Genomic DNA, 21,619 nt, shown 5'->3' on the forward strand with positions numbered 1-21,619 from the left:
AAAGAGATTGCACGATAGATTGTCCTGTATGAGCTGCAAGTTGAGCCGCCAACTGTACAAGCCGTTTGGTCCTTCGTACATCCCCTAATTGTGCGCGCTGAAAAATGCTCTGTGCCCAGAGTGATGGTTCACTTAAAAACATGGCATGTGGTATCTGAAACAAAAGGTCAGGATCAGATCAGGTTAATTAAAAATGGTTCAAAAAAATCCCCCGGGGCAAACCGAGGGATTTGTGTAGAAGAGACAGGCTCGAATAGGGTTTAAATCCACGTAGATCATACAAGCCAGTAAGGCTTGCTCATCTAGCAAAGCTTGGGATTTGAAACGGCCTTCCCAGAACGCGCCTTTACACTCATCTTCTCGATTTGCTTTACGGGCAATCTCTTCGTTCAGGCAGCGCATAAACCAAGATATGCTGGATAAACGTTCATGCCATTCGGTAATTAACCCATCGAGCAGAATGCGTTCACCGTCAATTAAGGCTTCACCATTCATATACTTAGTTGCGACAGTATGGCCTTTAGTTATTTGACACCACCGGCTGATAACCTCTTTTGGGCTTAAGGTTTTTGCTTCCTCAACATCAATTTTAAGTATTAAATGGTAATGGTTGTTCATCACTGCATAGGCGCAAATGTCGATACAAAAGATGGTGGATAATGCTTTGATTTTATCGACAATCCAGCCACGTCTATGCTCATAACTGCGGCCTGTGAGTTTATCCTCACCGCACAGAAAAGCCCTTCTGACACAGCGATTTATCACATGATAGAAGGGCGTTGTATTGGCATCGATAAGCATTCTTCTGGCCGAGGTCATCATCCGCTCCAAACAGACGCAATCAAGATAATGTAAAGGCTAGTATAAGAGGGAACAAAGCACAAAAAGACATGGCTGTCCCCGCTTTTCCCTAGCTTTTGATTTTCCGCTTTGTGCTGCGTTAAATCGTGCATCATCATCACAAACAGAGGTTCATGGCTGGGGATGTAGGAAATGGAGAGCTCAACATCTTTTGCTTTGCCTGAGGCAGTAATGAGGGTGATTTCTTCGGCGCAGTGCTGCACTGGAATACCGCAATTTTTGCCTAATTTAATATCATTGCTCAGCAGATTGTCGTAGCGAGCTTGATGGTGTTCGGTCAAAAAGTTGCGCCAATCTTGTCCCTTCAAACTGGCCTGCGGGCACGTCAGTAAGTCAGCACCTTTGCTATTGCTAAAGTAAATGTAACCTTGGGCATTGACGATAATCACCGGTTCAGTCAGATGCTGAATAAACTGTTGAATCGTTTCAATCGAGGCATGTTCGAAGAAGGTTAACGGCAATGCGGGCTCGACCAAGCCTTGCTGTGCAGTGCACTGTGAGCCATTGCCTTCACCCACAAGTGATAATGGATGTTGTGAGCGAGTCTGTTTAGGTGAGCTTGTCATTGTTATCATTCTCCGTGAACCTAATGTCATCTGCGCTAAGCGCTTTTCTGATGATGACTTTATTCTTCGCAAAGAAAAGATACCTTCTGCTTACCTTCCGCTTTAATCTATTGTTTATAAAGGTTTTAAATTTACTCTTCTCGCGGTAAATTCTCAGGTTTAGCTGAAACGTACGAGGTTTTGGGGCATGGCTAAGTTAAAAGAGTGGCACCCATGAGTGGATTTTTGGGTATTAAGCGGCAAACGCAAAGGATTTTAGTGTCTAAAGATGGTGGATAATGCTTTGATTTTATCAACAATCCAGCCACGTCTATGCTCATAACTGCGGCCTGTGAGTTTATCCTCACCGCACAGAAAAGCCCTTCTGACACAGCGATTTATCACATGATAGAAGGGCGTTGTATTAGCATCGATAAGCATTCTTCTGGCCGAGGTCATCATCCGCTCCAAACAGACGCAATCAAGATAATGTAAAGGCTAGTATAAGAGGGGACAAAGCACAAAAAGACATGGCTGTCCCCGCTTTTGCCGCTGTCCTGAAAGAATTGGCTGTCCTGAAAGAATTGTGAAAAAAAATTATTGGGTCAATAAAAGAAGGGACAGGGTAAGCTGTCCCCGATTTAATCTTTTAAATTAATTAGGTTTGTTAATAATCTGCGGATCAGGACTTAGTATTAGTAAGGTATTAGTTGTATTACTTAATACAAATTGGAACTTAGTGGTACCTGGAGTTCTATCGAGGTCAACAAGTTGTACTAACATACCATCGCTGCTAATGGTAACGGCATCGACTATTTCATCAAATGGAGTCACAAAGCCTACACCGACAAATTTTAAACCTTTACCTGTTTGGTCATTTAGCAGGTAGGTTACAGTACCAGCTTGAGTGACGGTGATATCACCTTGGCATTGTTGACCGTTGGCATCGGTATAGATAAATACAGGTTCACCATTTTCTAGATTAACATTGACTTTAATAAATTGAGCGGTACCTTGTGGTGTTATCATTTGATTATCCTTTTTTAAGTACAGTTATTGATTGTGTTATTTGTTCGGTTTTATTTTTTCAAGACAGTCTTCAGATTCTAAGTATGGCTTTATTATTTGAGGATTTTTATCTTTCTCTATTAAAGGTTGCAATAGTTTATTTGCTGTGTTGCATAACTCAAAGTTAGCATTTTTATTCCCCATTGCAAAATTAATTTTAGCGATTGTTAAATTAGTTTTTACAAGTCCAATGAGATAATCTTTCTCATCTGGGAATTTATTGGTTAGTTTTATAAAAATAACATTAGACTCTGCTATTTCTTCATGATTTTGGCTAATTTCATGATTGCTTATATTTTTATTTGCGATTGCTAAAAGGGCATTGGCGCGTAAATATTCTCTTTTAACTTCACTGGTTGAATTAAATTCAGTGTCCAGAGTGTCTAAAAGAGATTGAGATGTTTCTTTTACTCTAAAGTCATTAACTAAACTGTTTAAATGAAATATTTTGGTACGGACATGAAATAAGTCTCTTTTCCAAACTTCGTTTTCAGAATCCAAGGCTAGCGATTTCTCTATAATATTTTGTGCTAATAATAGCTTATCGAGCCCAGAAACAAGATCACCTTTATATTCCAGTAGCTCTGCTAACCTGCCTAAAGTGCTCGCTAGTCTATCGCGCATATAAGCGTCATTTTGATTTGGCGAGTTTAATAATTGGTCCTGTGTTTCTTCTTGAAATTTGATTGCCGTATCTATATCGCCAAGTGAGGTTAATGCACTGGCTAACCAAGAACGAGTATCCGCCACATCCGCAATCAACTGACTATCCTCAGGCGCTTTTGCCAAAGCCAGCAATTTAAGCCTTAGCGACTCTTCAAAATCTTGCTGCGCTTTGGCAAATTCCTGCTGTTTCATCGAAACTGAGCCCAAAGTGTTATGGGCATAAGACAGCTCCATCAGCGCATCTTTATCCTCTGGCGCAAGGGCGTACATGGTTTGGCTATAGGCCAAGTATTGCTCGAAAAAAGGGCGTGATGCTGCCCAATCACTCACATCATACTTAAGCTGTCCTAACCAAAAGGCATTGGCACCTAGGGTTTTCAGTAGGGCTAAGTTTTCCGGCTGCAATTCGAGTAGTGGCAGCATTTTTTCTTGCGCTGCGAGTAATGCGCTGCGAGCTTCATCGATTTTATTGCGCGAATAGGCCACTTCGCCCATGGCCTCTAAGGTTTGGCCGTGTTGGAAACGGGCATCAAAACTTAAGTGCGCATCATCCTCTTTATTGGAAAAATCACTGAAATATTCCAGTGCTTTATTGCTGATTCCATCGAGTAAGTCCATACGGCCGATGCCGCGCATCTTGTCGGCGAAGTCACCGACCATAAAGCCGAGCAAATCTTCGGCGGCGAGGCGTTTTTGCAGAGCGAGTTTTTCGGCCTCTATGCTGCGAACGCTCATAATGACGGAGGTTAAGGTGAGGACGCACAACAGGGCAACGGTTACGCGCCTCGTCCAGCGCAGCATATTGGCGCGTTTGGTGGAGGCTGCGATAAAGGCGGTTTCGGGATCGTCTAAATCGAATAACGGATTTTGGCTGAGGCTTTGGGCCTCTTTTAACGGCTTGCCTTCGGCGAGCAGATAAGCGCTGTGTTTGGCTTCGCTGAGCCAACGCTTAGATAAATGCTGTAGGCGACTCTTAATGCTTAAGCTGTCGTTATGCTCGCTAATCCAAGCGGTTGCCCGCGGCCAACGGCGCAAAAGTGCTTCGTGGGCGATGCTAAAACAGGGTTCACCATTTTGCAGATGCGACACGAATAAGCGGCTATCGACCATGGCTTGCACTAGGGCGGTTTCGGCGGTGCTTTGCAGTTGCGACCAGCGAGCGGTGCGGCTGGTGATGGACTTTTCATCTTCGCGTAGGGTCACTAGCAGGGATAAAATCCGCGGCAGACTGGCTTTTTCGGCATCACTTAAGTGTGAAATCGCCTGCTCGGCATTTTTGCCAATCGCCCCTTCAATACCGCCAAGTGCATGATAAACCGAGACTAATAACTTATCGTCGGCGCTGCGTTGCAAATACAAGGCTTGCAGAGTGTATTGCAACATGGGCAACGTATCTGGGTTACTGGCGGCATCGCTGCAGAGCATTTCGTCGAGCGGCATCGCGGTGTCGCTGTCAACTTCCCAGCTTAAGTTGGCAGCCACTGCGGGCAGGCGGATCATTTGTAATAGCTCAGTGCGTGTTGGCGGCGCTAAGTCAAAGTGGGCGCCGCGGGCTTTACCCGCCATTAAGCTTGGGTAATTGACCAATAAAGGATAAAAATCGTTGCGACAGGCACTGATGATAATCACGGCCTTAGAGGTGGCGAGTTGCTCCAATAATTCTATGAACTGGGTTCGTTCGGTATCGCTAAATAGCGGTGATGAGAGCAACACTTCTAATCGGTCGATAAACAAGGCAAAAAACGGATTGGAAAAAGGTTTAGCCTTGAGCGCTTGGGTGCACTGGTTGATCACGCTTTGGATATCATCGACGAGTTGAATCGCCAGAGTCTCAGCGCTCATGCCTTCGAATACTGGAGTGTCGTTGATTTCCCAGTCGAGCATAGCACTGGCAAGATCGGTGAGTAGTTGTCCTTTACTCACATCGGCAAAATCTAAGCTGCTGAATGACGCGACACCAATGCCGTTATAGCCGTCGCCCTTCATTAAATTGGGCACAACACCCGCATTAATCAGGGAAGATTTACCGCTGCCACTTGGACCTAAGATCAGGCAGAAGGCACGACCATAGATGATTTGCTGGCTGATACGGTTAAGCAAAGTGCTGATTTGTTCACTGCGACCAAAAAACACCTCGGCATAGTTAGCGCTATAGGCTTGCAGACCCGGAAAGGGCGAGCCGCCTTGCCAACTTTGCGGGCTGGCGGTGGCTTCGTGGCCGATAGGAAAACGCACTTCGGCTAAGGTGCGATAGCCGCGTTTGCGTATGGTTTCTATATAGGTGGGTTCGGTGGCGCTATCGCCTAATGCTCTACGTAACTGATTGATAATTTTGTGTAGTGGATTGTCGCCCGTGTCGACCCCCGGCCAGCAGTGGCTGACTATTTCATCACTGCTGACGACTTCGCCCGCCCGTTGACAGAGAAATAGCAGCACATCCATCGCCTTGGGTTCAAGTTGTTTGACTTGTTTGCCAAGGAGCAGACTATTGGCGCTGGGATTGATTTGCCATTCACCAAAGAAAAATGTGCTGTCACTCATAACGATGTCCATTTATTGAGTATTGACCATGGCACGGTAAAAACTTGCGCCGTGAGTCACTCTTATTGTTATACGTATTGTTATAAAGATCTGTGCTTGTCATTCAAAGGTCTGATGTCAAGACCTTGACATTATGCCGTTGATGATTGTTATTTAAAAGGAATAACCCTTGATAATCAATGTAAATTTTATCAGGGTGAGGTGTGGTAAATAGTCTTTAGCTTGTCATTTTTCTGTCAACAGTTTGTGCTTTGCGCTAGATGTTAAATAAGGTGATGGCTTTTAGGTGTCGATTGCAAAAGATCAACAATAAAAAGTGCCCGTGATTGGGCACTTGGTATTAGAGATGAACTTAAGGCTAACAAGCCTGACTTATCAGCACGTTAAGCTAAGTATCTTAACGTTAGCCCCTTAACATTGGTCCCTTTGAATTAGCGCGTTAAGGTTAGTGCCTTGGCTTGATAGCTTAATCTGGCCATTTGACCTTGATCTTGCAGTTCTAATTCATTGAGTTCGAAGGGCGGCTGTAAACCCGAGGCTTGGATAAGCTTAGGATCTAACATCAGCTTTAACTTCGGCGACTCTGGGGTCAGCCAATTGGCCGCTTGGGTGCGTAGAATCGCCACCTTTTGACCTTCGGCACTGGTGCCCGTTAACGTGCCACTTAAGCCAAAACGTCCCGCCTCGGCGACAGTTAACTCAAAGTTGATTTGGTTAGGCAAGCCTTTATCCCAAACCGTGAGCACTTCGGGCTTGATGCTCGCCGAATTGACATAGGACTTAAAGACAGATTTGACCGTGCGCTGCACAGGTCGGCCATCGACTTGGGTTTGCACTGTGATTTCAATTTCACTGAAACCTGCATTGCTGCTCGAAAGTGCGACGCCCGCGGGGATCACCGCTTGCCATGTCTCCCCTTGTTTTACCATCGCCAGCAGTTGTATATTGCCATCGGCTTGCTTGAGTTTTGCCTGTGGCACAAAGGTGTTATCACTTTGGCTGAGTGCGAGTTCAAGCCCAAGGGTTTGTGCATCCGCCGCGATGGCAGTGGGGGCTTTGACGCTCAGTTGATAGGGCGAGCCTTTTTCCTTCACATTGACTAAGTAGCTGGCGCTCGGTGTTAACGGCTGGCTGACCTGCAGGCGATATTCGCCCGGTGTGGCCTTCGCCGACATTTGCAGCGCACTGGAATCATCGGTTAACCCTGCGCTAGCCAAAGCATCGGCGTTGACCATTGATTTAACTAGTGACTCATTGGTGTTTATCCCACTGCTGTTGGCTGCTTTGCCTTGGGGTGACTGATTAGGGGTAACGCGCTGAATTTGTACGCGCTCAGGGGCAATAGCCTCTGCATGCATTAAGGCGCCAGAGCGGGTATCGCCCCGAGGTGCAATGCGCACTAAGCTCGACGCTTGGCTCATGGTGAGGCCCACGCCTGCATTAAGCTGTGCGCCGGTTACATTGACCCAATACTCGTCACTTTGGCTGGCTTGCTCCAGCTTAAGCATACTCGCTTGATACTCACCGTACAGCGGGGTGATAAAGCTAATGTAATCCGTACTGGTGTTGATGGGCGTGAGTGTTGGGCTGGCAATATTGCTATCGACTAAATCGGTATCGCTCGGCGCGGCTAAGGTTAACCCTTTGGCGTACATTGGGCTGGCATTGGTTTTGGGATCTATGGGTGTGGCTTCATCTTGGCAGGCTGCAAGCAGTCCGCTTAGCGCCAAGACACTGGCAAGTTTGCTGAGTGTGTGCATCTTAGTGCTCCTTAAATGTGGTTGCGGATCAGCGTGTCTAAGTTGAAACACGCCCGGCGGCTCTGCTGATGGCTTAAGGGCTCTTGGCCACGGGTCTTTTGTTTATCAGTAAACCAGACAGTGCCAGCCGCCTTTTGTGAGCTGCAATTTAAGAAGCCGTCGGAGCAGCTATCGAGCCAGTTTTGGGTGGTTTCGAGCGCGACTTGGTATTGATAACCCGCGCAGTAACTGTCGCTGTCCCAAATGGCGGAATCAACATCTGAGCCCACCACGACTTCGAAGGGTTTACCCAGCGATGGGCGACCCGCTGTGCCATTAAGCCAAGCGTTGTTGTAGTTTGCCATCCAACCGACTTGCTGTTGTTTCACCGCATTGCTGCCATAGCCTAAGAGCCAGCCTAAGCTGGTTTCGAACACATTACCTTGGTTCACCGCATCGGCCAGCGGCGTACCAGCACTGGAAGGCGCGATGGCGATAACCTTTGAGGTGGCGTTGATCACTGCAGGATAACGGCTGTCCCACGTTGGGTTAGATAAAATCCACCGCACTACGTTGCCACCATTGGAGTGGGTCAGCAGAATTAAGTCGTCGATATTTTTGGCTTGGATAAAGCTATTGAGCTGCGTGGCCAGACAACCTGCGGCGCTTTCTTCCCACATATATTGGTCAAAGTCGCAGTTGATCACTGTGTAATTGTTTGGCACTGGGATGCCTTGGCGCACTGAGTTAACAAATTCGGGCGTCCAGTAATCGGCTAAGGCATTGGTCTGGTGACCCGTACCATGGATAAAGGCGACTCCGGTTGCGGCTAACGTGACTGGGCTGACAGCGAACAGACCCAAGAGCATGAGGGCTTTTTTGATCTTCATGGCTATATCTCGTGTTGTTGGTCTTGTTGATTGTGGCCGCCAGTCCGTTGCGACAGTTTAGGGCAAGTCAGTTAATGCAGGATCTGCCGTAAATAAGCTTGAAATCGGCTGGCATGGCTCGGTTTATAGGCGCTTAAACGCGGGTTACTCATTTTGGGTAAAACATGACTTAAGGCCTGAATACGACGGGATAGCGTGAATGCGCTAGTTTACGTTGGCATCAAATGTGATTGCCGTAACTTAGCCATTATCAACAGGACTTAACTCAAGCTTATTAACCTAGACGCAACATTTTAAGCTGGCAAGTAAAACAATCATTATAAAATGCAATCGCAGGGTCGCATTTTGAACGGTTCGTTTTAATGTCAAACTAAAGGTTGGTAACCTGATGATAAGCAATACCTAATAAACTAAATTGTGCTTTATCGTGTTTGAAATATCGATTTGCTTACACAAAAGAATTTTCTGTGACACCCGCGTAGTGTTTGAGTTAATCAGTTTATCATTCTGTATATAAAGGTTTTTTGTGACAAATAATTCAAACTCGCCCATTTACTCTGGGATATGGGTATCACTTTAGTGCATTTAAAGACTAAACCGATTAGGCTGAGCTGAGGTAAAGTGGGATAAACGGGATAAGAACCAACATTGCCGAGATGATATTCTTCTTATCTTAATCAGTCATCTGAGCCATGGATTGACTGGGAGTAGAAAAAGTAGCGCGATATGGGCAGGTTTAATCTAAATAGACAACAAACACGGGAGAATAAGTTTGGCGATAGAACATAATAAGATGGTGAGTTGCTTAAGTGGACTGCAATGTCGCACTAATTTCACCATAAAAAACATTACAGAATACATGCTCCCAGAAACCAAAGAGGCTTTCTATTTACACCTCGACGGTAAATCACCAAACTTGATTATTCGCCCCGCATTCGAAGTCTTTTCCGGCGAACTTGCCACTATTGCAGGTGTGCATGCCAAATACGACTATTTCCACAATGCCGAGATGACACGTTTCCCCAAACGTTTACATAAGAGTTTGACCGAAACCCACTATGGCCTTGCCTTTAGTTTTGACACAGTTGAAGCCGTACAGCAATTCATTACCCGTTTGAGTGCGATAGTGAAAGGCGCATAAGCTTTTACTGTATAAATCTTTAATAGAAGGCCGCTTAATTTTTCGATTGAACGGTATCTAAATTTTAACCATGCAGTCCGTGGGTTAAATTCCTCAATATCAATGAAAATGAGGAATTTAACTGCTGCCTTTTTACGCGGCTTTTCAGTATATTCATCAATAGATGAATTTTGCTGGAGCTTGCCATGTCGCTTATTCCCGGTCGCCCAAAGGGGGTTGTGCCATTTACCGCCCAAACTGAATCACAGCCGCAGACTCCTGGTCGTCCGAAAGGGGATTCCGATGCCCGCCAACGCTTAATTATCGCAGCCCTAAATCTCTTCAGTCATCGCAGTTATCCCAGCGTTTCTACCCGTGAAATTGCCCGCGAAGCCGAGGTTGATGCCGCACTTATTCGTTATTATTTTGGTTCAAAAGCGGGCCTGTTCGAACAAATGGTGCGGGAAACCCTTGAGCCGGTATTAGCGCGTTTTCGCGAAATATCCGCTGCGGATGCCCCTAACAACTTGGGTGAACTTATGCAGACATATTATCGCGTTATGGCACCTAATCCGGGATTGCCACGGTTGATTATACGGGTGTTACAGGAAGGCGATGGCTCAGAACCCTATCGCATTATGTTGTCTGTTTTTGAGCAAATTTTATCCCTCTCGCGGCAATGGCTCGAATCCACATTAGTCAATGCGGGGCTATTGAAGGAGGGATTAGATCCCGATTTAGTACGCCTCAGTTTCGTGAGTCTGATGGTTTTTCCGCTTATTGCGCCCCCGGTGTTAATGCGTCAGTTCGGCTTTTTTAGTGCCGATGCTGATGGTTTACAGCGTCTAGCGCTGCACAATATGCAGGTTTTTACCCAAGGTGTACTGCGTGAACCGAGGAAGTCGTAATGAGTGTGAATTTTAAAATTCTGACGCACGTGAGTGTGGGTTGTGTGATCTTGCTATTAGTCGGCTGCACCGAAGCGCCGCCCAGAGTGCTTGGCACTGTCGAGCGGGACAGGCTGACACTTACCGCGCCCGTAGGTGAGTTGATTACTCAAGTGAATGTGGTTGAAGGTCAACAGGTTAAGGCGGGTGAGGTGTTAATTCAGCTCGATACAACCTCAGCCAATGCGCGCCTTGCCCTGCGCCAAGCCGAGCTTGAACAGGCTAAAGCTAAACTTTCTGAGGCGGTCACAGGTGCGCGTTTAGAGGATATAGAACGCGCCAAGGCCGTGCTCGACGGGGCAAATGCCAGCGTGAAAGAGGCTCAGCGAGCCTTTGAACGAACAAACCGTTTATTTGTCACTAAAGTACTTAGCCAAGCGGATTTAGATACGGCCCGTGCGGCGCGGGATACCAGTTTCGCTAAACAAGCTGAGGCGCAGCAAAGCCTGCGATTGCTAGAAAATGGCACCCGTAGTGAGCAGCTTGAACAAGCTAAAGCCGCGGTGGCTGCAGCTCGCGCCAGTGTCGAACTTGAACAAAAAACCTTAGCAGACTTGAGCTTAGTAGCGGCGCGTGATGCCGTTGTCGATACGTTGCCTTGGCGAGTCGGTGATCGCATTGCCGCAGGCACCCAGTTGATTGGTTTGCTGGCGAGCGATAATCCCTATGTGCGGGTTTACCTGCCCGCGACTTGGTTAGACAGAGTGAAGGCGGGTGATAGCGTCAATATTCTTGTGGATGGCCGCGAGATACCGATTGCTGGCACTGTGCGCAATATCCGCAGTCAACCTGCTTACACGCCATTTTATGCGCTGAATGAACGTGATCGAGCGCGGCTGATGTATTTGACCGATATCACTATTTCCGCCACAGATCAGGACCTACCTACTGGCATGGCATTAGAAGTTGAACTCGATGTGCTGCAACTCGATGTGCTGCAAGGAGTGCAGCAAAAAGTGGAGCAGCCATGAAAAGCGCTGATTTTGCTATCGAGACCCAAGGGATGACCCGCGCCTTTGGTGGCGTCAATGCGGTGGAAAACCTCGACCTCGCCATTCCCAAGGGGACCATTTATGGGTTTCTCGGCCCCAATGGCTGCGGAAAATCGACTTCAATTCGCATGTTAACTGGGTTGCTGAGTCCCACATCGGGGAATATTCGTGTTTTGGGTGAAACCTTACCCGGCGCCGAGGAAAAACTGCGCCGCCGCATTGGTTATATGACGCAAAAATTCTCCCTGTACGACAATCTTTCGGTGCGGGAAAACTTAGAGTTTGTCGCGCAAATTTATGGCCTTAACCGCCGAGCATCAAAGCTGCGGATAGCCGAGTTAGTCATGCTATACGATTTAGTCGGCCGCGAGAAACAAATGGCGGGCTCCATGAGTGGTGGCCAGAAACAGCGTTTGGCCTTAGCGGCAGCGACCTTACATCACCCCGAATTATTGTTTCTCGATGAGCCGACATCGGCGGTCGATCCTGAAAATCGACGCGAGTTTTGGGAGCGCTTATTCGATCTCTGTGCCCAAGGCACCACGATACTGGTCTCGACTCACTATATGGATGAGGCCGAGCGTTGCCATGGTCTTGCGATTTTAGAGCGGGGGATAAAACGCGCCGACGGTTCACCCCAGCAGCTGATGGCGGCGATGGGGGCTCGGGTGGTTGAGATATCAGGGGACGACTTACGCACTTTAAAACAATCATTGATCAGCGAGTCCGCGGTATTGTCGGCGGCGCAAATTGGCAGTCGTTTGCGGGTGTTAGTGCGCAGCGATATTGAAGATCCGCTCGCTTGGCTTAAACCAAGAGTTGCCAGCCGGACGATGGAAGAAGTGCGCGCTAGCTTAGAAGATGTGTTTGTCACTTGTACTGGCGAGCGCTTGGCTGGGGTTTCCAAGGGAGAGACTGACCATGTGGCGTAGGATTTTTGCGATTGTGGTCAAAGAGCTGCGGCAGTTGTCGCGGGATCGCATGACCTTTGGCATGATAGTCATGATCCCGTTAGTGCAACTGATGTTGTTTGGTTATGCGATCAATACCGATGCTCGCCATCTGCCTGCTGGGTTAGTTAATTTGAGTGATTCTGCCTACAGTCGCGCACTGGTTAAGGCGGTGGAAGCAACGCAGGTCGTAGATTTTAAGCAGCGATATTTAAGTGCCGCCGAGGCTGAGGCGGCGATTACTCGCGGCGAAGTTAAAGCTGTGCTGTATTTGCCCGCCGATCTCGATGAGCGCTTAGTGCGTCACCCAAGCTTTGTGGGTCAGCAATATTTAACCCAATCCTATATCGCACAACCCGCTGGCCAATGGCTGGTGGATGGTTCAGATACGGTTGTCGCTTCAACTATTCGTAGCCTAAGGCAAATGCCACTGGATGAAGTCGCAGGAAGAACACTAAAAACGGCGATGCCGAGTTTTGAAGTGGTGCAATATTTCAATCCCGAGCAACGCTCTGTGGTCAACATAGTGCCCGGTCTGTTGGGGGTGATTTTGACTATGACCATGGTGATGTTTACTTCCGCCGCCATAGTGCGTGAGCGCGAGCAGGGCAATATGGAGTTTTTGATCACTACGCCTGTGCGGCCACTCGAGTTGATGCTGGGTAAAATCGTTCCCTATGTGATGGTTGGCTTTGTGCAAGTGACCATTATCCTGAGCGCAGGGCATCTGTTGTTCGATGTGCCCATTCGCGGCGGGCTTGATTCTATCGCCCTTGCCGCTATGTTGTTCATTTGCGCCAGTTTAACCTTAGGATTAGTGATTTCGACCATAGCGAAAACCCAGTTGCAATCGATGCAGATGACGGTATTTATTCTCCTTCCATCGATTCTCTTGTCGGGATTTATGTTCCCCTACGAAGCCATGCCTATCGCGGCGCAATGGATTGCCGAAGCCTTACCCGCAACCCATTTTATGCGCATGTCACGGGCCATAGTGCTGCGCGATGCCCAAGTGATGGATCTGCAATTTGATGCCCTGTGGATGATAGGTTTTACCTGTGTCGGGCTATTTATCGCCAGCATGAGATTTTCGAAGCGCTTGGATTAACCCTGTACTGAGTTTCATCATCAAGGGCAAAGTGCCGAGTTTTGATATAGCGCAAATTATCAGTAAACAGTCGCGCTAAGCCATTGAAATCGATGTTGCTTAATTAGGATATCCCTTACACTGCCGCTAGGGCGATTGCCGCCATCATGCTTAGCGAAGGGAATTCATTATGCCTCCAATCATTTGTCATAGCGCGCTCGATGCGGTTGCTTTAATTCAAAGCGGCGAGACGCTGTGGACTCATTCCATGGGCGCTACTCCGCGCATTTTATTAGATGCGTTGGCGCAGCATGCTCTCACCAAAGAAAATCTCACCCTGTTACAGTTACATACTGAAGGCGCCGAATCCTTAAGCCATCCCAGTTTACAGGGGCATTTACGCCATCGATGTTTTTTCGGTGGGCTGCCAACGCGGGCATTACTGCAAAGTGGTGACGCGGATTATGTGCCGATTTTCCTGTCTGAAGTGCCTAAGTTATTTCGTTCCGGCGAGCAAAAAATTGATACCGCAATTATCCAAGTGTCGCCACCCGATAAGCATGGCATGTGTTCCTTAGGCATTTCGGTTGAAGCAACGCTCGCAGCTTGCCAAGTCGCGGGTAAGATCATCGCTCATATTAATCCACAAATGCCGCGCACCCATGGCGACAGCTTTATCCATATCGACCGTTTTGCCGCTGTGTATGAGCAGAGCGCGGCGTTACCCATTCATTCCTTCGCGACGGGGGATGCGGTGAGCTTGGCGATCGGTAAAAATGTTGCCCAATTGGTGCGTAATGGCGATTGTTTGCAAATGGGTATAGGTGCGATCCCTGATGCCGTGCTGTCTTGCTTAACCGAACATAAAGACTTAGGCGTCCACACTGAGCTATTTTCTGACGGTATATTGCAACTGGTTGAAAAGGGCGTGATTAACAACAGCAAGAAGCGTTTTTATCCGGGAAAACTCGTCACTGGTTTCGCCCTGGGTAGCCAGAAATTATACGACTATGTTGATGATAATCCTGCGGTCATCTTTATGGACATAGAACAAGTTAACGACACGGCCATTATCCGTAAAAATCCCAATGTGATGGCGATTAACTCGGCGCTGCAGGTCGACCTTTCAGGCCAAGTGTGTGCCGATTCCATTGGCACTAAAATCTATTCAGGTGTTGGCGGCCAGATGGATTTCATCCGCGGAGCAGGGTTATCTGAAGGTGGTCGTTCTGTGATTGCGCTGCCCAGCACTGCCGCGGGGGGAACGCTTTCTCGCATTGCAAGCGTGTTATCACCTGGCGCAGGGGTTGTCACCACTCGTGCCCATGTGCATTACATTGTGACCGAATACGGCGCCGCCAATCTACGCGGCCGTTCACTGCGCGAACGGGCACAAGCGCTGATCGCCATCGCTCACCCAGATTTTAGGGAACAATTAAGTCGTGATGCCTTTGAGGTGTGGGGATTAAGACTTCTTTGAGTGATTGCTTGAATCTGAATCGTTGCCTGTTGTAAATCGAGTGCAGTTGCTTCCGTGACACGCCGTGAAGCCATCCATGGCGGCTCTACGATGACATCCATGTCATCGAAGGTCACGTCAGCTACTACATTCGATTCTTATTATAAAATTTGATATTTATCATCATCTTTGAGTCGGTTTAAAGAATAGTTAAAATTTTAATTTGATAGAGGTGCTAACCATTTGAAAATTTTTGGGGCTTACTTTTATTAATATTGCTAAGTTTAGCGGCATTTAAAATCAATCATATATTGTAAGGTTGATGTTCAGGCTGCAGGTTTGGAGGCTGAGCGTGTGCATTTTGTTGGTTTAGTTAAGGTAAACGTGCAGTACATCAATTAAAGGTTAGCTTCAAAAAGGAATCTGAATGACCAAGGATCAAGATTGTAATAGTAGGAATATACCTCTCCCTATTCAACGAGAGGTTAGGCAACGTTGTGGCTTCGGTTGTGTTATCTGCGGAATGCCACTCTATGAATATGAGCATATGGAGGAATGGGCTAGCGTTAAGCGCCATGTCGCTGAAGAAATAACGCTATTGTGCGATCAACACCATAGAGAAAAAACGGGTGGGTTCCTGCCCAAAGAAATGGTACGCAATGCTGATTCAGATCCATTTAATCTTCGTGAAGGCGTTTCTAAACCATACTGCCTTCATTTTTCGGGAAAAACTGCTGAAATTGAGATTGGCGGAAATAGCTTCACATGTGAGGATCAAGGATATGGAACCGCAATGGTACCTATTAGCGTAGATGGTACTCCCTTGATTGGGCTGGTTATGGCGGATGGACATTTACTCTTAAATCTTGTTATTTTTGATGAATTTAATGCACCAGTTCTTCATATTAAAAATAATCAGCTTTATTACTCTACTGCACCATGGGATATCCAGCTAGTTGGTACAAGGCTTTCAATTCGGGAGGCACATCGTAAGATACTTATAGAGATAGACTTCAAACCACCAAATAAAGTTGTTATAAAACGAGGCCGATTTTTAAGAAATGGGGTAGAGATTTTAGTAAGGCCGAGTAATATTTTGATTACAAATAATGCAACCTTGCTCAGTGGTTGTCATGCGCATAATTGTTACGGCGGCTTAATTGTCGGTCATCACGAACAAAGTTTAGGTGGCTTTATGGCATTAGGTTGTCTACCTCGGTATCTCGGTGATCGTTCCGAAGCTCTTAAGTTTGAACGTGAATCAATGGCTGAAATTGAAGTGAACAAGTCTAACAATAATAAGGGTGGTGTGAATGCGACCCGCTGTTGATGTGTCAGCCGTTATTGATAAGTTTATATAAGAAGATCAAAGAGTTAAGGTAGTGACAGTGTATTTGGGTTAAATATTTGTTCTGGCTGGGTCGAAGATATGTGCAAAGGTTAACTGAATTAAGCACTGGCATGTAAGTGACCGTTGGCGGCATGGATGCCGTCGTCGAGCCCTCATGGACGAGTTCACGGCGTGTCACTGGAATGATAGTGCTTAATGTCTAACTTGGAATAACGTCAACAGCCCAATAAATCCTGTCTTGCTTTGTATAACTGCTCTCTGTTGTTTAAAGAAACGAAGCTATTTCCCCATGCATTCTGCTAACAGTTTGACGAAAAAGTCGCTGCCTTTGCGTTCGCAAAAGGCGATATTGCGCTCTGGGATGGTTTCGGGATCGTTGTAGTTAGCAAGGGCTAACTCCATGCTGGCTTCGCGGATGATGTGCAGGGTTGGGTAGGGCGCGCGGTTGGTGAAGTTGGCTGCCCCGTCCTGTGGTTCGCCATCGAAACAATAGTCTGGGTGAAAGGTGGCGAGTTGGTAAGTGCCTTCGTACTCGTGTTCGATAAGCGTATCGGTTGCCATGTCGATGAGGTCGAGATAAGCATAAAACCCCTCAAAACCACGGGGCAGAATAAACAGTGTGGTTTCGGATTCGGGGTGGGCGTCGAGGTATTGGCATTCTTCGATCAATGCCTTGAGTACTAGTTTGACTTTAGTTTGTTCCACCACCAGATACCGAATACTGCCGCGTTCGACTTCTTGTCTGGCGAAGGGGCAAATATTGTATTTCATGATCACTTTTTTCACCCAGTTGTCGGTTTGTTGAGTGATCATGTCAATTTCGTTCATGGCGGTCGTTTGCTCGTGCTTAAAAATTAGGGGGCGATCATAGGGATGATAGACGCCACAAGCAAGAGCGCCATGCTGATATTAAAAATCTTCTGTTGGCGCTCATTTTTTAAAATGCGTTTAAGGGCTACACCAAAGCCGAGCCAGACGATAGCGCAGGGAAATGCGACGCACAAAAATACCGTTGCGATAGTGATGACCTGCGGGGTCAAATCCTGCTGTACTGACGTGAATGTCGCAATCGCGCCCACGGCCATGATCCAGCCCTTAGGGTTGACCCATTGAAAGGCCGCGGCTTGGATAAAACTGAAGGGTTTAGCAATGGCTTTGCCTTCCATCTTGCTACTGCTGTTGGCAATCAACCAAGACAGATACAAAAGGTAACCTATGCCGACGACTTTAATCACTTGATGGATGATAGGATAGCTTTGGAATAGGGCGCTCAAGCCCAAACCTATCGCGAGGATCATCGTCGGGAAGCCAAGGCTTATTCCCATAAGATGCGGAATACTGCGTTTTACGCCAAAGTTTACCCCTGAGGTCATCAGCATAATATTGTTAGGCCCTGGGGTGATCCCCGATGAAAAGGCAAACAACGCGATAGCGAGTATTAACTCCATAGATAGATCCACACCTTTTATTTTAGTTTTATGGCATTGTGATTATTTGCCGCATTGAGCCTGCGATTTACTCATCAGACGGTACGCAATACTGTGTTGCTATTATTTATAATTGCGACATTTGATTGCAACGCAGGCGAGGCATTCTAGCGATTAAATGTTGCCGCGCCTATACGACATAGCGAGTTTATAAACTAAAAAGAATAACAAAATATGTACATGCCTCGATGGGATTAATGGCGTGAGAATAAGGCTAGCGAGTTTGATGGTTCTCTGTGTTAGCACGAATATCAAGATATATTGGAATATGCTGATTTAACACTATGATGGATATCAGCTTTCAGTTTTAGTAATAGCAACTATCCTTAGACAGCATTTTATAGATTGAGGTAACAGGGCATGATGAATCCATCATTACATAGTGAGCTAAGTGGAGTGCTAAATCGACAGTTCAGTCGAGTTCCTTGCTGGGTTCCCGACCGAGTGTTAAGTCGGTATTTGAGAGTGTTAATACTGCTTTTTAGCAGCGTTTTAGGTCTTACTGGGTGCGTGACTGTGACGGATAACGCGGCGCAGCCGTTGCGAACCACAATCGTGATGTCTGGCGATCTCAGTGAATTACCGTCAACGGCAATGACATTCACTTGGCATCCTAAATTTCAAAAAATCATCACAGATAAACGCTTAGATCCGCAGCCAGTGTTGCAACACATGCAAGCCGTATTAAAGCAAACTTTGCAGAGTAAGGGATATCGCTGGGTCGAAGATCCACTACTGGCGGATTTTCAGGTTGGCTTTGGCGTCGCTATGGGAACTGAAATGAGCGATGAACAAATTTTGGCAGTGACAGGGTTAGTCGCTGGGCTGTCAACCGACGGTGTGAATATCCAAAAGTATGACAAAGGTACCGTGGTGATAGCGCTCTTTAAACCCACTAAAATACAGGGCGTTGATGAGCCAATTTGGCGAGTGCTTGCCCAAGGTTTTGGCAACATTAAAAAGATGGATGAGCTAACCGAAAATTTCGACAGTCTCATTGCCAGTATGTTGGCCAATATGCCGTCGGTTAATGTGGCTCCTTAGTCAGCGTTTGAGCTTTAGTTCAGTTCTAAGTGAATTGAGTCAGCATTTTGGTTGGAGCATTCGCCAGATAAACGGGATTAGTGCTTAATTGAGGTGTCTTGGTCCCATGTTTGTGGTGCTAGCTCCCATTTTTGAACTGTGGGACATGGTACTTTAGTGACAGCCATCTCAATAAAGGGCGCGACAGTGAAAACTGCCGCGCTTTTTCATTTTAATGGAGGGAGGTTCCATTTTGATTTCAGACTGTTTCAGTCGTGCTCGACTGTGATCTCGTAGGATGAAAACTTACGAATGTTAATCACGCCCGTATCAAACATTAAATACTGCCCCTTTATCCCCTGCAAAATTCCGCTGACGACCACATCTTTATCGAAATTGTGCGAAGTGATCTTTTTCGGAAAGGTGTCAATTGGATAATGAATTGGCTGAATCGTTTCGTGCAAACGCTCGATACTGTAATCGCCTTTTTGCATGCCGATTTCGTGTAACTTAGCCTCAATTTGTGGGATCAGTTCCGCAGCCTTAGCATTTAAATCAATATCGTCGGCATGGCCTTTTAACATGGCTTGCCAATGGGTTTTATCATTAACCAGTTTTGCCAATTCTACTTCGACTAAGCCTGAGAGCTGCCTTGTTGAGACTTTAAAAATCGGTAAACCTTGGGTAGCACCTTGGTCAATCCAACGAGTGGGCAGTTGAGTGTGGCGGGTAATGCCGACTTTAACGCCCGAAGTATTCGACAGATATACATAATGCGGCACAAAACAGTGGCTCTGGGCCCACTCTGGTTCGCGGCAAGTGCCTTGGTCGTAATGACAAGTTTCCGGCTTCATGATGCACATATCGCAACTCGCCAGCTTTTGCATACAGACAAAACAATGGCCCTGCGAGTAACTCTTCTTGCTCTTTTTACCGCAGTTGCAGCAGAAGATATTACCCGTGTGGGTCAAAGTTAATTGCTTGCCTATCAATGGATTGAGCGGGAGTAACTCATCACCGACAACGAGTTGATATTGCACTTGTTGCGCGTCATCTAACTGCACGCGCATCTTTTTTAGCGTTCCTAACATGGTCATCCTAATGTGTTGCGTTCTGGTGCAGCTTAGTCGCTCATCATGCGGTCTAGTGCACGCTTTCGTTATATCGTCATTGCGTGGCCGTCAGTATACAAGATTATCCAAGTCAGTTTAGATAGGATTTTTCGATAAGTAAGTCGATAAGTGAGTCGATTGACTGAGTGCACCTAAACCTCTTTTGTTTTACTTAACCATTTGTACACTAAGGCAATAATACCGAAAGTAAGCAAGGCTACTGGTAAGTAAATGATTATGCTCATAAATTGTGTTTGGTATTTTGTTGCTAATTGGGTATGGCTAATGAGATACCCAAAACCAACAACGGAAAAAATCCACACCATTGAGCTGATGAAGTTAATGAGTAAAAAACGACGGGAAGAAATACCCGTTGCACCTAAAATATAGGGGTAAACGGTACGAACAAAAGGAATATAACGTGCGAGTAGCAGGGTTATCACTCCATAGTTATCAATAAGGTGGGTCGCTTTTTCCTGATGTTTGATATCAATATTCGACAGCAGTTTTTGGTAAATTTGGGTATGCCCTAAAAATCGACCCTGTAAATAACCTATAGCTGTACCTGTAAAGGTTGCTAGAACCAATAACGGCATAATACCGATATGAAGAATATCTTGATAAATCAGCACTCCAGTGAGAAAGAGTAGGCTATCTCCGGGTAAAAATGCGGTGGGAATAAAGCCATTTTCTAACACTAAAAAGCCACAAATTAATGCGCTGACCATGAGGGCGATTTTAGGATTGGCTAAAACCGCCAGATCATTGTGTATCATGGCTTGGGCCAGTTCGTATAACTGCTCCATACGTACTACTCCCTAAAATAATTGATAAAACATAAAGATGGAAAAGCTCGAAAGCGGCAATTTTGAACCTGAGCTATGGTGTTTCGTGGGTTATTCTACCAAGGGAGCATGAATCGAAAGGCAGTTACAACATTAAATTTTGTTGGTGTTAGTGTGTTTATGGTTCAGTAATCGGGTTTTGTGGGCTTTTTATAGTAAAAATATTAAGCATTATTATAGGGTTAATAAATTTTAAATGATGACATCAACTTACAAACCCATTTGCCAGATTCCTATGCGCATTCCAACTATCCAGTATTGATTGTACTGGCTTAACTTAATTTGAACACCTTGCTGCGAATGTCGGTTTTTAAGCATTGTTTTTAAGCGCACTTTAAGTGCTGTTTGAAAGTGCCATTGCGAGTGCACTCTCTAAATGTGTTGGCGTGCCAAGTGTTACATCTCAGTAAAAGTTAACAAAATTAACGGCTTAATCTATCGAGCACGAGATCATCCCCAAGAGCATAGAGGGATTCTACCAGTTGATCTTCTTGGGCGAGATCTGTGAGTCCAAGGCCAATGGTGGCCCGAAAGAGTGCTATACCTGTGTGGCCTGCGGTTTCATATTGACTACTAAACTGCTCGATATTGATGCCAATTGCATTGATTTTATTGGATATATCGAGCACGAGTCCGGGTCTGTCATAGGCCACTAGGTTGTAACTTAAGCGTTTGATGGGCTTAAGGGCGACCGAGGTTTTGGAGTAGGTGAGGGACAGGCTATCGATGCATTCTAGGGCCTCAATGAGCTCGTCCATGCGCAGTGACGGCACTTCGAGTAACAATATCGCGGCAAAGACACCGTCAATATGGCGTAATTCTGAGTCGAGCCAGTTGCCGCCATGACGACTTACAGCATGGGCGATTTGTTCTACTAATCCTTTTCTATCAGGTGCTTGTAGTGTGATTAAGTATCGTAGCATAGTGACTGACTCC

At 46.3% G+C, this 21,619-nt stretch carries 19 protein-coding genes and 2 pseudogenes; 8 read left to right on the plus strand and 13 right to left on the minus strand.

Annotated features, from left to right (window positions below):
* The 8 genes and pseudogenes from L5M28_RS21375 to L5M28_RS21410 form a co-directional block, all read right to left on the minus strand.
* Nucleotides 1-142, minus strand: a 142-nt coding sequence (locus tag L5M28_RS21375; RefSeq protein ID WP_263203336.1) for a transposase, incomplete at its 3' end; no start/stop codon positions are given.
* A 104-nt stretch (nucleotides 143-246) separates the two neighbouring features.
* Nucleotides 247-819: pseudogene (locus tag L5M28_RS21380) on the minus strand (transposase); the annotation flags it as partial.
* Between the two features lie 86 nt (nucleotides 820-905).
* A pseudogene (locus L5M28_RS21385) lies at nucleotides 906-1,427 on the minus strand (PAS domain S-box protein); the annotation flags it as partial.
* Between the two features lie 255 nt (nucleotides 1,428-1,682).
* Nucleotides 1,683-1,865: a hypothetical protein gene (locus L5M28_RS21390; RefSeq protein ID WP_371135022.1), complete on the minus strand. Its 183-nt coding sequence runs from the start codon at nucleotides 1,863-1,865 to the stop codon at nucleotides 1,683-1,685.
* 195 nt (nucleotides 1,866-2,060) lie between these two features.
* On the minus strand, nucleotides 2,061-2,435 hold the full coding sequence (locus tag L5M28_RS21395; protein WP_168823123.1) for a DP-EP family protein: 375 nt from the start codon (nucleotides 2,433-2,435) through the stop codon (nucleotides 2,061-2,063).
* Between the two features lie 36 nt (nucleotides 2,436-2,471).
* Nucleotides 2,472-5,681 (minus strand): winged helix-turn-helix domain-containing protein, encoded by a 3,210-nt coding sequence (locus tag L5M28_RS21400; RefSeq protein ID WP_263198449.1) that lies wholly within the window; start codon nucleotides 5,679-5,681, stop codon nucleotides 2,472-2,474.
* Nucleotides 5,682-6,112: 431 nt separating this feature from the next.
* Nucleotides 6,113-7,441, minus strand: coding sequence for a DUF4785 domain-containing protein (locus tag L5M28_RS21405; RefSeq protein ID WP_219250210.1), 1,329 nt, complete (start codon nucleotides 7,439-7,441; stop codon nucleotides 6,113-6,115).
* An 11-nt stretch (nucleotides 7,442-7,452) separates the two neighbouring features.
* Entirely contained in the window at nucleotides 7,453-8,310 is an 858-nt protein-coding gene (locus L5M28_RS21410; RefSeq protein WP_113938915.1) for a hypothetical protein, read from the minus strand.
* Nucleotides 8,311-9,103: 793 nt separating this feature from the next.
* On the opposite strand from L5M28_RS21410, the gene L5M28_RS21415 reads away from it, so the two are divergent.
* The 7 genes from L5M28_RS21415 to L5M28_RS21445 all read left to right on the plus strand — a co-directional run bounded on the left by L5M28_RS21415 (nucleotide 9,104) and on the right by L5M28_RS21445 (nucleotide 16,195).
* Nucleotides 9,104-9,451, plus strand: coding sequence for a hypothetical protein (locus L5M28_RS21415; RefSeq protein WP_113938914.1), 348 nt, complete (start codon nucleotides 9,104-9,106; stop codon nucleotides 9,449-9,451).
* Nucleotides 9,452-9,636: 185 nt separating this feature from the next.
* Nucleotides 9,637-10,338: a TetR/AcrR family transcriptional regulator gene (locus L5M28_RS21420; protein WP_263204371.1), complete on the plus strand. Its 702-nt coding sequence runs from the start codon at nucleotides 9,637-9,639 to the stop codon at nucleotides 10,336-10,338.
* Nucleotides 10,338-11,348: an HlyD family secretion protein gene (locus L5M28_RS21425; protein ID WP_263204372.1), complete on the plus strand. Its 1,011-nt coding sequence runs from the start codon at nucleotides 10,338-10,340 to the stop codon at nucleotides 11,346-11,348. Before L5M28_RS21420 ends, L5M28_RS21425 begins: the two co-directional genes overlap by 1 nt.
* Nucleotides 11,345-12,301 (plus strand): ATP-binding cassette domain-containing protein, encoded by a 957-nt coding sequence (locus L5M28_RS21430; RefSeq protein ID WP_263204373.1) that lies wholly within the window; start codon nucleotides 11,345-11,347, stop codon nucleotides 12,299-12,301. Before L5M28_RS21425 ends, L5M28_RS21430 begins: the two co-directional genes overlap by 4 nt.
* Nucleotides 12,291-13,427, plus strand: a complete 1,137-nt coding sequence (locus tag L5M28_RS21435; RefSeq protein WP_263204374.1) for an ABC transporter permease — start codon at nucleotides 12,291-12,293, stop codon at nucleotides 13,425-13,427. Before L5M28_RS21430 ends, L5M28_RS21435 begins: the two co-directional genes overlap by 11 nt.
* A gap of 169 nt (nucleotides 13,428-13,596) precedes the next feature.
* A complete protein-coding gene (locus L5M28_RS21440; protein ID WP_263204375.1) occupies nucleotides 13,597-14,886 on the plus strand; it encodes an acetyl-CoA hydrolase/transferase family protein in 1,290 nt (429 codons plus the stop codon).
* 406 nt (nucleotides 14,887-15,292) lie between these two features.
* Nucleotides 15,293-16,195 (plus strand): cell division protein, encoded by a 903-nt coding sequence (locus L5M28_RS21445; RefSeq protein WP_107946996.1) that lies wholly within the window; start codon nucleotides 15,293-15,295, stop codon nucleotides 16,193-16,195.
* Between the two features lie 300 nt (nucleotides 16,196-16,495).
* Here L5M28_RS21445 and L5M28_RS21450 read toward each other — a convergent pair whose 3' ends face one another.
* Both L5M28_RS21450 and L5M28_RS21455 read right to left on the minus strand, forming a co-directional pair.
* Nucleotides 16,496-17,044 (minus strand): DUF1415 domain-containing protein, encoded by a 549-nt coding sequence (locus L5M28_RS21450; protein ID WP_263204376.1) that lies wholly within the window; start codon nucleotides 17,042-17,044, stop codon nucleotides 16,496-16,498.
* Nucleotides 17,045-17,070: 26 nt separating this feature from the next.
* Complete coding sequence (locus tag L5M28_RS21455) at nucleotides 17,071-17,664, minus strand: LysE family translocator (RefSeq protein ID WP_113938904.1); 594 nt, start codon at nucleotides 17,662-17,664, stop codon at nucleotides 17,071-17,073.
* Nucleotides 17,665-18,063: 399 nt separating this feature from the next.
* On the opposite strand from L5M28_RS21455, the gene L5M28_RS21460 reads away from it, so the two are divergent.
* Nucleotides 18,064-18,747 (plus strand): DUF4136 domain-containing protein, encoded by a 684-nt coding sequence (locus L5M28_RS21460; protein ID WP_263220957.1) that lies wholly within the window; start codon nucleotides 18,064-18,066, stop codon nucleotides 18,745-18,747.
* A 248-nt stretch (nucleotides 18,748-18,995) separates the two neighbouring features.
* Here the strand turns inward: L5M28_RS21460 and L5M28_RS21465 are convergent, their stop codons facing one another.
* From L5M28_RS21465 to L5M28_RS21475, 3 genes are all read right to left on the minus strand, one after another.
* On the minus strand, nucleotides 18,996-19,817 hold the full coding sequence (locus L5M28_RS21465) for a DUF2797 domain-containing protein (RefSeq protein ID WP_105249677.1): 822 nt from the start codon (nucleotides 19,815-19,817) through the stop codon (nucleotides 18,996-18,998).
* 173 nt (nucleotides 19,818-19,990) lie between these two features.
* A complete protein-coding gene (locus L5M28_RS21470; protein WP_168823092.1) occupies nucleotides 19,991-20,644 on the minus strand; it encodes a DedA family protein in 654 nt (217 codons plus the stop codon).
* Nucleotides 20,645-21,105: 461 nt separating this feature from the next.
* Nucleotides 21,106-21,606, minus strand: a complete 501-nt coding sequence (locus L5M28_RS21475) for a glycine cleavage system protein R (RefSeq protein ID WP_028760534.1) — start codon at nucleotides 21,604-21,606, stop codon at nucleotides 21,106-21,108.
* Nucleotides 21,607-21,619 lie beyond the last annotated feature (13 nt).

It is taken from the genome of Shewanella sp. SW32 (genome assembly GCF_025653365.1).
GTDB lineage: Bacteria > Pseudomonadota > Gammaproteobacteria > Enterobacterales > Shewanellaceae > Shewanella > Shewanella oncorhynchi.